The sequence below is a fragment of the Acidimicrobiia bacterium genome, from assembly GCA_009694375.1.
GTDB lineage: Bacteria > Actinomycetota > Acidimicrobiia > Acidimicrobiales > VFJN01 > VFJN01.
Genome location: SHVB01000008.1, coordinates 1 through 12,140 on the forward strand (window position 1 = coordinate 1; position 12,140 = coordinate 12,140).

The 12,140-nt window shown below is 66.3% G+C and carries 14 protein-coding genes; 12 read left to right on the forward strand and 2 right to left on the reverse strand.

Annotation, left to right across the window (positions count from 1 at the left end; all coding sequences use genetic code 11):
• Positions 1-9 precede the first annotated feature (9 nt).
• Positions 10-579: a hypothetical protein gene (locus EXQ71_06725; protein ID MSO87200.1), complete on the reverse strand. Its 570-nt coding sequence runs from the start codon at positions 577-579 to the stop codon at positions 10-12.
• A gap of 5 nt (positions 580-584) precedes the next feature.
• Between EXQ71_06725 and EXQ71_06730 the strand changes: the two genes are divergently transcribed.
• The 11 genes from EXQ71_06730 (at position 585) to EXQ71_06780 (ending at position 9,942) form a co-directional block, all read left to right on the forward strand.
• The gene (locus EXQ71_06730; protein ID MSO87201.1) at positions 585-1,517 is read left to right on the forward strand and encodes an alpha/beta hydrolase; all 933 of its coding nucleotides are present in this window, start codon (positions 585-587) and stop codon (positions 1,515-1,517) included.
• A gap of 56 nt (positions 1,518-1,573) precedes the next feature.
• Positions 1,574-2,251, forward strand: coding sequence for a CDP-alcohol phosphatidyltransferase family protein (locus tag EXQ71_06735; protein MSO87202.1), 678 nt, complete (start codon positions 1,574-1,576; stop codon positions 2,249-2,251).
• An 18-nt stretch (positions 2,252-2,269) separates the two neighbouring features.
• Positions 2,270-3,151, forward strand: coding sequence for a phosphatidylinositol mannoside acyltransferase (locus EXQ71_06740; protein MSO87203.1), 882 nt, complete (start codon positions 2,270-2,272; stop codon positions 3,149-3,151).
• 9 nt (positions 3,152-3,160) lie between these two features.
• Positions 3,161-4,234: a glycosyltransferase family 1 protein gene (locus tag EXQ71_06745; protein ID MSO87204.1), complete on the forward strand. Its 1,074-nt coding sequence runs from the start codon at positions 3,161-3,163 to the stop codon at positions 4,232-4,234.
• Positions 4,235-4,298: 64 nt separating this feature from the next.
• On the forward strand, positions 4,299-4,904 hold the full coding sequence (locus EXQ71_06750; GenBank protein ID MSO87205.1) for a LemA family protein: 606 nt from the start codon (positions 4,299-4,301) through the stop codon (positions 4,902-4,904).
• Positions 4,905-4,922: 18 nt separating this feature from the next.
• Complete coding sequence (locus tag EXQ71_06755) at positions 4,923-5,828, forward strand: zinc metalloprotease HtpX (GenBank protein ID MSO87206.1); 906 nt, start codon at positions 4,923-4,925, stop codon at positions 5,826-5,828.
• A 3-nt stretch (positions 5,829-5,831) separates the two neighbouring features.
• The gene (locus EXQ71_06760) at positions 5,832-6,914 is read left to right on the forward strand and encodes a DUF3048 domain-containing protein (protein ID MSO87207.1); all 1,083 of its coding nucleotides are present in this window, start codon (positions 5,832-5,834) and stop codon (positions 6,912-6,914) included.
• A 53-nt stretch (positions 6,915-6,967) separates the two neighbouring features.
• Positions 6,968-7,873 carry a pyridoxal 5'-phosphate synthase lyase subunit PdxS gene (gene pdxS / locus EXQ71_06765; protein MSO87208.1) on the forward strand — a complete coding sequence of 302 codons (906 nt, stop codon included), beginning with the start codon at positions 6,968-6,970 and terminating at the stop codon, positions 7,871-7,873.
• A gap of 89 nt (positions 7,874-7,962) precedes the next feature.
• Complete coding sequence (gene pdxT, locus EXQ71_06770) at positions 7,963-8,496, forward strand: pyridoxal 5'-phosphate synthase glutaminase subunit PdxT (protein ID MSO87209.1); 534 nt, start codon at positions 7,963-7,965, stop codon at positions 8,494-8,496.
• Positions 8,496-9,251 (forward strand): YebC/PmpR family DNA-binding transcriptional regulator, encoded by a 756-nt coding sequence (locus tag EXQ71_06775; GenBank protein ID MSO87210.1) that lies wholly within the window; start codon positions 8,496-8,498, stop codon positions 9,249-9,251. Before pdxT ends, EXQ71_06775 begins: the two co-directional genes overlap by 1 nt.
• Before the next feature lie 220 nt (positions 9,252-9,471).
• Positions 9,472-9,942 (forward strand): peroxiredoxin, encoded by a 471-nt coding sequence (locus EXQ71_06780; protein ID MSO87211.1) that lies wholly within the window; start codon positions 9,472-9,474, stop codon positions 9,940-9,942.
• Here EXQ71_06780 and EXQ71_06785 read toward each other — a convergent pair.
• A complete protein-coding gene (locus EXQ71_06785; GenBank protein MSO87212.1) occupies positions 9,939-11,660 on the reverse strand; it encodes a D-aminoacylase in 1,722 nt (573 codons plus the stop codon). The two genes, EXQ71_06780 and EXQ71_06785, sit on opposite strands and share 4 nt — an antisense overlap.
• A gap of 59 nt (positions 11,661-11,719) precedes the next feature.
• Between EXQ71_06785 and EXQ71_06790 the strand changes: the two genes are divergently transcribed.
• Complete coding sequence (locus EXQ71_06790) at positions 11,720-12,136, forward strand: N-acetyltransferase (GenBank protein MSO87213.1); 417 nt, start codon at positions 11,720-11,722, stop codon at positions 12,134-12,136.
• Positions 12,137-12,140: the final 4 nt, after the last annotated feature.

Genomic DNA, 12,140 nt, shown 5'->3' on the forward strand with positions numbered 1-12,140 from the left:
GGAGCGTCCCTACCGGGGGGGTAGCGCCTCGGCTAGGCCTCGTTCGGCGGCGCGGAGGTGATCGACCCCCGCGTCCACGGCCTGCCACAACAAAGCCAGCGCGGTGGGGGTGACGCTGGGGTGCCCGGCCACGCGTCCGATCCGCCGCCATGCGTCCGCCTCGACGTGGGTCGCACGGGTAGCCAAGTGGTCGGACGCCCAGGCCAACTCCGCTAACTTCTCCGCCACGGTCCCCTCCGCCGGGGGCCACTCCCGCTCGGCGGGGTCCGCCACGCCGGGGTGCAGGAGCGGCTCGTCGTCGATGAGGGTTTGCTCGAGGGCTCGACCGTGGAAAATGAAGGTGCGAGTGGCGGCGGCGAGGTGATCAAGTGGGGAGTGGCCGTCGCTGGTGATGGTGTGGGCGGCATCGTGGCGCCCCTGGTCATCGGGGCCGTCGGGAGCCAAGAGGTGACGCCAGCGGCGCTCCATCGACCGCAGGGCAACGATGGCATCGGCCGGCGGGCGGGCGGCCATGTCAGCGGGCCCCGGTGGTATCGCGAGGATGGGGGTGCCAGGGCGAGCGAGGTCGGTGGCCAACACAGTCCATGGTCCAGTCTGCCCGAAAGGCGCCGGGGCCCTACGCTCAAGCGATGCCCGAATCGTCTCAGATCGTGCTGGCCGACGGACGTCGATTGACCTTCGACGACGTGGGTGACCCCCACGGAGTGCCCCTCGTCTACCTCCACGGCACCCCCGACTCACGCCTGGCGCGTCACCCCGACGACCAGCTCGCCGCCTCGGCGGGGATTCGCTTCCTGGCGGTGGATCGTCCGGGGGCGGGAACCAGCGACCCCCACCCCGGCGCCACGCTGGTGAGCCTCGGCCACGACATCGCCGCCCTGCTCGATCACCTCGGCCTGCGCCAGACCCTGATGCTCGGCTGGTCCAGCGGTGGTCTGTATGCCCTGGCGGCGGCCACCGTACTGGGAGATCGCGTGATCGGACTCGGTTTGGTGGCGCCGGTCCCTCCCATCGAGGCGTACCGGGACCCCGACCTGCTGGCCGCGCTGGCGCCGGGGCGGCGCCAGTTCGTGGAGTTTGCCCTCACCGAATCCGCTACCGCCGTGGCGGCGGAGATAGCGCCGTTCCTGGTGCCCGATCCGCTCACCCCCGCACTAGCCCTGGCCCATGTCCTCGAGGGGGCCGGGGAGCGGGGCCGAGCCGAGTTGGCGGAGGTTCCGGGTGCTGCTGAGCAACTAGCCCAGGCCCTGGCGGCGAGCGTGGAGGGGGGCCGGGGCGGTGTCGAGCACGACATTGTCCTGCAGTTCGAACCGGGGCTCGACCTGAGCCGGATCAACGCCCCCGTGCGCACCTTCCACGGCGGGGCCGACGGCCTGTCGCCTCCCTTGGTGGGATCCTGGCTTGTCTCGCGTCTCCCCATGGCGGTTCTCGACCTCTTCAGCGGCGGTTCCCATCATCTGATGTATCCGCGCTGGGCCGGGATTCTGCGCTCCCTGCGCCGCGATGCAGGGCTCTGATCCCACCGCCGGGTAACGTGAATACGCAATCCATCTTCCAACCCTGAGGGGACCAGATGTTCGACGGACGCTGGCGATCGAACTTCGAAGTGCGGCTCAAGCCGGTGGGGGCGAACATTCGCCGCACCGGGATCACCGCCGACCACCTCACCATCGCCGGTGTTGTGATGGCGGCGGCCGCGTCGCTGGCGATCGCCAATGGTGCCCTTCGGGGGGGCTTCGTGCTTTTGTTCCTCTGCGCGCTGCCCGATGTGCTCGATGGTGCGGTGGCGAAGGCATCGGGAACCGCTGGCCCGCGGGGTGCCTTCTTCGACTCCGTTGCTGATCGCGTCGCCGATGCCATGTTGCTCGGTGGCGTGGCCTGGTACTTGGCTTCCACCCATCCTGGTCGCATCGCCGTGCTTCCTCTTGCGGTGCTGGCGGGTGCGATGCTCGTTTCCTACGAGCGAGCCAAAGCCGAGGCCCTCGGGTTCGACGCTCGCGGTGGCCTCATGGAGCGAGCCGAACGACTCATGGCCCTGGGCATCGGCCTGCTGTTCGATTCGCTCCTAATCCCGATCCTCTGGATCATGTTGGTGCTCACCTTGTTCACGGCTGCCCAACGCTTCGTGAAGGTATGGCGTCAAGCCAGCCAAGTGGGTCCGATCGGGCCGCCGAGCCGGTGGAAGGCCCGCCGCGCCGCTCGTCCTACCGAGCGGGCCTGGCGCCGGCAGCCGCGCATCACGCGCCGCTAGCGCCCCACTGCCGTCGTCGTGGCCGACGCCGTCACCCCCGCGTACCAACTCGCCGCCCGGGTGGCGCGTTGGCTCCCGCCGCCCGCCGCCGCCGCCGGAGCGCGCGTCCTTGGCCGAGCGGCGGGGCACCTCGCTCGGCAACGGCGGGCTCAGGTGCGTCGGAACCTGCTCCGTATTGACCCGTCGCTCTCCGAGGCCCGGCTTCGGCACCTCACCAACCATACCTTCGAGAGCTATGCCCGCTACTTCGAAGAATCGTTTCGTCTCCCCGGGATGGCTCCTGCCGCCATCAACGCCGGCTTCGTCCCCGATGGATGGGAACGACTCGATAGGGCCCTGGAGCAGGGGAACGGCGCCATCATGGCGATGCCCCACCTCGGTGGGTGGGAGTGGGGTGGCTTTTGGATAACCCAGGTACGACAACGTCGTGTCACCGCAGTGGTGGAGCGACTGGAACCCCCCGCCCTGTTCGACTGGTTCGTGGAACTACGCCAGGCGCTCGGGTTCGAGGTCGTGGCGCTCGGTCCTGAGGCCGGGGCGGCCACCGCCCGGGCGCTGAAGGCCAATCACACCCTGGCCCTGTTGTGCGACCGCGATCTCGCCGGCACTGGCCCCGAGGTGGAGTTTTTCGGTGAGAGAACCACCCTCCCCGGCGGCCCCGCCACGCTGGCGCTGCGCACGGGTGCGGCCCTATTGCCCACGGCGATCTACTTCGATGGACCGCACTCCCGGCGCAGCGTGGTGCTACCGCCGCTCGACACGACCCGCCAGGGCAAATTTCGCCAAGATGTGCAGCGCGTCACCCAAGACCTAGCCCACGGGCTTGAAGATCTCATTCGTCGCGCCCCGGAGCAGTGGCACCTGCTGCAGCCAAATTGGCCCAGCGACCAAGCGAGGTAATCTGAACCCGTGCGCGTCGGATTGGTCTGCCCTTACTCATTGACCATCCCCGGTGGTGTGCAAGGCCAGGTGCTGGGATTAGCCCGGTCGCTGCGAACCTTGGGCCACGAGGTTCGGGTATTGGGTCCATGCGATGGTCCGCCGCCGGATGCTGGGGTCACCCCATTGGGGCGCAGTGTGCCGGCGGTGGCCAACGGTTCAGTGGCACCGTTAGCCCCCGATCCCTCCGCCCAGTTGCGCACGATCCGGGCGCTGCGCGACGAAGGGTTCGAACTCGTCCATCTGCATGAGCCCTTCGCCCCCGGACCCTGCATGACCACGTTGCTCTTTGCCGACGCGCCGAGTGTCGGCACCTTCCACGCCGCCGGCGAGAGTGCCGGTTATCGGGTGATGGGATGGGCTCTGCGGCGGATGGCGCGCAAACTCAACCGCCGCTGCGCGGTGTCTCCCGACGCGCTCACCCTGGCGCAAGACGCCCTGGGCGGGGAGTTCGAGTTGGTCTTCAACGGCGTGGAACTGGATCGCTTTGCCGGAGGCGAGGCCCACCCGATCGAGGCACCCACCATCTTCTTCTTGGGTCGGCACGAACCGCGTAAGGGCCTCCGTGTGCTCCTCGACGCGATGGCGTACCTGCCGCAAGACGTTCGGTTGTGGGTCGGGGGTGAGGGTCCGCAGAGCGCGGCGTTACGGCAGCGATTCGGGGGCGACTCCCGCATTGAATGGCTCGGACGCATCAGTGATGAGGAGCGCAATGCGCGCCTGCGGGGCTGCACCGTCTACTGCTCACCGTCGGTGCGAGGGGAGTCCTTCGGGATGGTGCTGCTGGAGGCGATGGCCTCAGGCTGTGCCTTGGTGGCCTCGGACTTGACCGGCCATCGCAACGTCGCCACCGATGGGGTTGATGCGCTGCTCGCTCCCGTGGGCGACGCCGTCGGGCTGGCCAAGGCCCTTCAGCGGGTCGTCGACGACGATCTGGTCCGGTCGAACCTCGTGGCGGGAGGAAAGCGGCGGGCCGAGACGCTTTCGATGGCATCGTTGGCGAGCCGCTATGTGGAGATCTACCGGAGCGTGCTGGCCGACTGACCCACGGAGGGAGATGGTTGGGGCCGGTATACAGTGAGCATCCTTCGACGAAAGGCGTTTTGGTATGGCGGGCTTTTGGATACTCCTAGCGCTGGTGGTTCTCCTCGCCCTCTATGTGATCATCACCTACAACGGTTTGGTGTCGATGCGGAACCGGATTGAGAACGCCTGGGCGCAGATCGATGTGCAACTGAAGCGTCGCTACGACCTCATCCCCAACCTCGTGGAGACCGTCAAGGGCTACGCGTCCCACGAAAAAGAAACGCTGGAGGGTGTTGTCCAGGCTCGCAACGCCGCCATGGCGGCGTCGGGTCCGACGGGCCAAGCCGCCGCCGAGAACATGGTCACCGGGGCGCTCAAGTCCATCTTTGCTCTCTCCGAGGCGTACCCCGATCTCAAGGCCAATACCGGCTTCTTGAACCTGCAAGAGGAACTCACCGGCACCGAGAGCCGGATCGCCTACTCGCGCCAGTTCTATAACGACAGCGTGCTGAAGTACAACACCCGTATCCAGACCTTCCCGGCCAACGCCATCGCCGGGAAGTTCAGCTTTGTCGCCCGGGAGTACTTCGAGGTAGAGGAGTTGGCCAGCGCTGCGGTGGTCGTTGACTTCGGAACTACCCCTGCCGCCGGAACCACGACGCCGCCGGTTACCCCCACCACCCCCTGATCCGAAAGTTCCTTCGTCGTGTACGACCAGATCGCTCAGAACAAGCGCCGCTCCATCGGTATTGTGGTGGTGTTCGTCCTCCTGGTGGCGTTGGTGCTGCAGGTCATCAACCTCCTCTTGGGCGGAGGGATCTACTTCGGCATCATTGCGCTGCTCTTGGCGGGGGGCTCAGCGGCCTTGTCCTATTGGAAGTCCGATGCCATCGCCCTGCGCGTGAGCAAGGCCAAGCCGGCATCACCAGAGGAGTACCAGCGCCTCCATAACATCGTGGAAGGTCTCTGCATCGCCGGTGGCCTGCCGAAGCCGCGCGTCTATGTGGTGGAGGACTCCGCCCCCAATGCCTTCGCCACCGGACGCGACCCGAAGCATGCTGCCATCGCGGTAACCACCGGACTGCTCGAGCGGATGAACCGAGTTGAACTCGAAGGGGTGATCGCCCACGAACTGAGCCACATCAAGAACTACGACATCCTCGTGTCCACTCTGGTGGTCACGATGGTGGGGATCATCGCCATCATCACCGATGTGGGCGTGAACATGATGTTCTGGTCCAGTCGTAGTAATCGGAGGTCCAATGACAGCGCCGGGGTCGCATCGTTGCTCGCCGTCATCGGCTTCGTGTTCCTGATCTTTTCGCCCTTGATCGCCCGGGCGCTGCAGGCGTCGGTGAGCCGACAGCGCGAGAGCCTCGCCGACATCTCGGGCGTGGAGTTGACCCGGTTCCCACCGGGGCTGATCTCGGCGTTGGAGAAACTGCGGGACGACAACACCGAAGTGCGCTCCATCTCTCACGCCACCGCACACCTCTGGATCGAACAGCCTCAGGCCATTGAGACCAGCCTGGGTCGCAAGGGCAAGGTCAACCGGATGTTCGATACCCACCCACCGATCGAAGAGCGCATAGCGTTGCTGCGGGAGCTGTAGACAATTGGGGTGCTCGAAACCCGAAATCAACGCATCGCAGCAGCAGTAGGCGCTGGCGCCATCGTTCTCGGAGGTGTCGTGTTTGCCCTCGTGTCCCGGGGCGATTCCGAGGCCACTCCCCCGCCCACCGCGGCGGCTACCACCACGGTGCCGACCACCATTCCCCAGCCGGTGGCGGCGCTGACGGGCCTGGCGGGGGATTACGGCGATCGGCTTTCACGTCCCGCGCTGGTTGTGAAGATCGATAACGGGGAACCCAAGGCGCGTCCCCAAAGCGGGATCAACGAAGCCGATGTTGTTTACGAGGAGCGTGTGGAAGGCTCCGTAACTCGACTGCTGGCGGTGTTTCAGTCCACCCCTGCGGCGCCGGTAGGTCCGGTGCGTTCGGCTCGCACCTCCGACATCGCCATCGTCTCTGACCTCAACCGTCCCTACTTCGCGTGGAGTGGGGCGAACCCCACGTTTGCTCGACGGATCCGCAACGCCAATCTGGTGGATGTTGGTTACGACGCCCTGCCGGGGGAGTACTATCGGGAGCGAAGCCGGTCCGCGCCCAGCAACCTCATGCTCAAGTCCACCGACGCCATCGCGGCGTTGGGGGCGGAGGGTTCGAGCCCTCCGCCGGCCTTGTTCTCCTTTCGGAAGCCGGGCATGGCTACCGCCTTTCTCGAAGACGCGGTGGGCGTACGCATCACCTTCGGATCCCGCGGTGGCAGCGCCCCGGTGGAATACCGCTGGAACGGATCCGGGTGGGCCCGGACGCAGTCGGGCACCCCCCATGTTGATGCGGCCGGGGTGCAGGTAGCACCTGCCAATGTGATCATCCAGTTCGTTGATTACATCGGCAGCGATGTGAACGACCAGTTTGGCAACGCCATCCCCGAGGCGCAGACGGTGGGAGAAGGCGAGGCCTGGGTGCTCACTGGCGGGGGGCTCAGCAAGCCCGGTCTGGTGCAGGGTCGCTGGAAGAAGCCATCCATCGAAGCGGTCACCACTTTTACCGACATCGACGGGAATCCAATTTTGCTCACCCCGGGCCGCACCTGGCTGGCCCTGCCGTCCCCCGGTGGCGCTGTTCGCCTCTGATCGGCGTGGTAATGGCTTCGGCATTTCCATTCAGCAGCGATACCATCGGGGGTATGTCTGACGCTGTCTCCCGACCGGCCACCCACGAAACTGGCACCAGCCGCGTGAAACGTGGTTTGGCGGAGATGCTGAAGGGCGGCGTGATTATGGATGTCGTGAATCCTGAGCAGGCCAAGGTGGCGGAGGACGCCGGTGCGGTAGCGGTGATGGCCCTGGAGCGGGTGCCCTCGGACATCCGGCGCGACGGGGGTGTGGCCCGCATGTCCGATCCGGAGATGATCGAAGGCATCAAAGCGGTGGTCACGATTCCGGTGATGGCCAAGGCCCGGATCGGGCATTTCGTTGAAGCCCAGGTGCTCGAAGCGCTCGGAGTGGACTACGTGGATGAGTCGGAGGTGCTCACCCCCGCCGACGAAGCCCACCACATCGACAAGTGGGCCTTCACCGTGCCGTTCGTGTGCGGTGCTACCAACCTTGGCGAAGCCCTCCGCCGTATCAGCGAAGGGGCCTGCTTGTTGCGCTCCAAGGGCGAGGCGGGCACCGGGAACGTGGTGGAAGCTGTCCGGCACCTGCGTTCGATCTTGGGCGATGTTCGCAAGATCACCCAGGCCGATTCGGCCGAACTCTACGACTGGGCGAAGCGGCTTGGAGCACCGATCGGTTTGGTGCAAGAACTGGCCGAAACCGGGCAGTTGCCGGTGCCCCTGTTTTGCGCTGGCGGTCTGGCCACGCCCGCCGATGCGGCATTGGCCATGCAACTCGGGGCACAGTCGGTGTTCGTTGGGTCGGGCATCTTCAAGTCTGATGATCCCGCTCGACGGGCCAAGGCCATCGTGGAAGCCACCACGCACTTCTCCGATGCCTACATCATCGCCAAGGTGTCTCGCGGGTTGGGGGCGGCCATGCCGGGCCTGGAAATCGACGGGCTGGAGACGACCTTCGCCGATCGGGGCTGGTAGGGCTTCTCATCGCCTTCTACGCTGGTGTCCAATGACCATCGCGAGGCCCCCAGGTGAAGGTAGGCGTGCTCGCCCTGCAGGGCGCGTTCATGGCGCACGCGACCTGCCTGCGCTCCCTCGGCGCTGATCCGGTCGAGGTACGTACCCCCGGCGAACTCGACGGTGTTGACGCGCTGGTGCTCCCGGGGGGTGAGTCCACCACCATGTCGATGCTGCTGGAGTCCGCCGCGCTCTTCGCCCCCATCGCCGAGCGAGTGGCGGGGGGGATGCCCACGCTCGGGACCTGTGCCGGGATGATCTTGCTCGGCCGCGAGATCCTCGATGGTCGACCCGACCAGCGCGGTTTGGCGGCGGTAGACATCTCGGTGCGCCGCAATGCCTTTGGTCGCCAGGTGGACTCCTTCGAGGCCGATCTGTTGCTGCGCGACCTGCCTGGTGGTCCCTTTCGAGCCATTTTCATTCGGGCCCCTTTTGTGGAGCGGGTGGGGGCCGGGGTGGAGGTTCTCGCTACTGTCGATGGCCATCCGGTGCTGTGCCGACAGGGCCGCGTGACGGTGGCGGCGTTTCATCCGGAGCTGTCTGATGACCTCCGTTTTCACGACCATTTTTTGAAGGGGATCTGATGTCCGGTCATTCCAAGTGGGCCACCATCAAGCACAAGAAGGGTGCCGCGGATGCCGCCCGGGGCAAACTTTTTGCCAAGCTGATCCGCCAGGTCGAGGTGGCGGCCCGTGAAGGCGGGGGCGATACCGACATGAACCCGACCCTGCGCACGATGTTCCAGAAGGCCCGTGACGCGTCGGTGCCGATCGACACGATCGAGCGAGCGGTCAAACGGGGGATAGGCGACCTCGAAGGCGTGATCTATGAGTCCATCACCTACGAGGGTTACGCCCCCGGCGGGGTGGCTGTGCTGGTGGATGTGCTGACCGATAATCGAAATCGGACCGGCGCTGAGATCCGGAATCTTTTCACCAAGAACGGGGGATCGATGGCCGAGCCCGGTGCCGTCGCCTGGCAGTTTGAGCGCAAAGGTGTCGTGGTGGTTGATCGGTCCGCCGAGGAAGATGACCTGATGCTCTTGGCGCTCGAGGCCGGGGCGGAAGACATCGCCGATGACGGCGACGCGTGGCGTATCACGACGGGGGCATCTGATCTCCATGCCGTGCGCACCGCGCTGGAGGACGGTGGCGTAGCGGTCTCTTCGTCGGAACTCACCATGGTCCCCACCGCGTCGATCTCGCTCAGCACGACTGAGACGGCCAAGAAGGTACTGCGCCTGATCGATATCCTCGACGACAACGACGATGTGCAGGACGTCTTTGCCAACTTCGATATCCCCGATGGGATCATTGCCGAGTGGGTAGATACGCCATAGTCGCGCCGGCATGGCGCCAGGCAGCAGCACCACGATCTCGGCGACCTCGGATCGGGGTTTCGAGGGGGCGTCGACTCGCTTGGCGAGGAGACCGTCGGTCTCGCGGCAGGTGGTGATGCCACGACGGGGCCGTTGGTTCTAAGTTATGGACGATGGTTTATCTCCGGTGGCCCCTGTCGAATCCCTTGACCACCTCCGCTTCCGCCAGCGCGGCCACCCGATGAGCTCCGTAGGTGATGTCGCCCCTGATTTTGCCCTCCTAGGCAGCGACAACACCCCGGCGGGCCGCCGCACCTATTCTCTCGCCGAGTACCGCGGTCGACCCCTGGTGCTGGTCTTTTACCCCGGCGACCAGTCCCCCATTTGCACACGGCAACTCAACACCTACACCGCCGACATCGCGTCCTTCGCCGCCGCCGGTGCACAGGTGGTCGCCATCAGCCCGCAGTCGGTGACCAGTCATGAGGCCTTCTCCGAACGCCAAGGCGGGTTCGGGTTCCCCCTCCTCGCCGACACGGGCAAGGCGGTGGGTAAGGCCTACCGGATCCTTGGGCCGCTGGGGCTGTACCGGCGCTCCGCGTTCGTGATCGACGCCGTCGGGATCATTCGTTACGCCCACAAAGCGGTGGCGGGTTTTGATTTTCGCAGCAGCGAAGAGCTGGTGGCGGCGGTACAGGCATGCTCGGTCTAACGAGGACCTCGCACCAAACACCCCGGTAGGGCCCCGGTGAATTCGTCGTCGGCCACGGTCTGTGTGCCCGCCACGAAGGTGGCCGTGTAGCCGCGGGCTCGCTGCACTAAGCGGCGGCCCTGGGCCGGGAGATCGAAGGCCATGCGCGGCAGGCCAAAGGAAAGATCGGCGAAGTTGATGATGTTGAGATCAGCCCGCATCCCGGGCACGATGCGTCCGCGATCCCCGAGACCGTAGAGAGCGGCCGTCTGCGCAGTTTGGCGATGGACGAGGTATTCGAGGGGGATGGTGGGGCCACGGTGTCGGTCTCGGGCCCAGTGGGTGAGCATGAAGGTCGGTGTGCCGCCGTCACAGATAGCGCCGCAGTGCGCTCCGGCATCGGAGAGGCCGACGCGGGTGTGGGGATGCAGGGTGGCCTCGTGGGTCATGGACAAGTCGCCGTAGGTGTAGTTGAACAACGGTGCGTAGAGCATGCCGTTGCCGTCATCGGCGGTCAGTTGGTCCAGCACCACTTGCATCGGCGCCACGCCGCGCTGGGCGGCTTGGGCGGCCACTGCGGTGGCGGGGGCGGGTTCGTAGTCGATGTTGGCACCATCAACGAGCCACACCCGGTCGAGTTTGTCCAGCACCTGACGAGCAAAGAAGCCGCCGTCGTCGGGCACGTCTTCGATGATGCGCCGGCGGCGTTCGGGGTTCCGCAAGGCGGCCAGACGCTCGGGCATTGCTAGATCGGCCACCTCGGCGTAGGCGGGGTGAAAGAGCAACGGGTGCAGGCTGCCGTGGAGGCAATAGAGAATCCCGATCGATCGACCGGCGATCTGGGCCACCAGCGGCAAGCCCTCGTCGGCGGCCTCATCGAGCAGATGCAGCACTTCGCGCCACACCTCCGGGTCGTGGTCTGGTTGGTTGAGGTTGATGCTCACCGTGCGGCCACTGCGGCGCGCCAGTTCTTTCATCCATGGCCATTCATCGACCGGCACACGGGCGTGGTCGGGGGAGAACTGAAACACGCCGTGGCCCGCCGCCGCCATGCCATCGGCAATGGCGAACAACTCTGCGGGAGCGGCACCGGTGCCGGGCACGAGTTCGCCGGCCTTCGAGCGGTGCAGGGGGGTGCGGCTGGTGGAGAACCCGAGGGCACCGGCGGCGAGCGCTTCGGTGACCAGCCCGGCCATGGCCACTCGGTCGGCCTCGGTGGCGACCTCGTTGGCGGCGCCGCGCTCGCCCATCACATAGCCGCGCAGGGGGCCGTGGGCGATCTGGGCCCCCACGTCGAGCACGCGGGGCATCCGTTCCACCGCATCGAGGTACTCCGGGAAACTCGTCCATTCCCAGGTGATCCCTTCCGTCATGGCGGAGCCAGGGATGTCCTCCACGCCTTCCATGAGGTTGATGAGCCACTCATGGCGATCGGCTCGAGCGGGCGCAAAGCCCACGCCGCAGTTCCCCATGACCACGGTGGTGACCCCGTGCCACGAACTGGGGGTGACGTAGGGGTCCCATGTCACCTGGGCGTCGTAGTGGGTGTGGACGTCGACGAAGCCGGGAGTGACGAGCTGCCCATCGGCGTCGATCACCCGCGTGGCGCTGGCGGTGGATGCCCCCCCGGCGTCCTCCACGGCCACGATGAGCCCATCGGTGACCACCACATCAGCTGCCCGGCCCGGCGCCCCGGAGCCATCGACGAGGTGGGCATTGCGAACGACGAGATCAGCCATAGGACATCATTTCACCAGATCTGTGGCAGGTTTGCGCTCCCGTCGGCCATCATGGCGCAATGACCGGGCCCATCGATGACGAGCTGCACCGGGTCGATTGGGAAGCGGCCAAAGCGAGCCTCGCCGCCGACGAGTTCGACAACGGACGTACCCCCGACGCCCTCCGTCGGTCCTTCGAGCAGTCGCAGCACGTCGCGCTGGCTTGGTCCGACGGTGACCTCGTCGGGATGGCGCGGCTCTTGTCGGACGGCGTCTGCAACGCCTACCTCCTCGACGTGTGGACCCACTCGCACCATCGGCGTCAGGGGATCGCCACGGCGATGGTGCGGCAGCTCGCCACCGCCGTACCGGGCCAGCACATCGGCCTGCAGACCGATGACGCCCAGCCCCTCTACACCTCGCTCGGCTTCCGCCCGCAGCCGGAGTTCCTGTCCCTCGTCGTGGGTACCTGGCTCGACAACGACGCCAACCGGTGAGCTG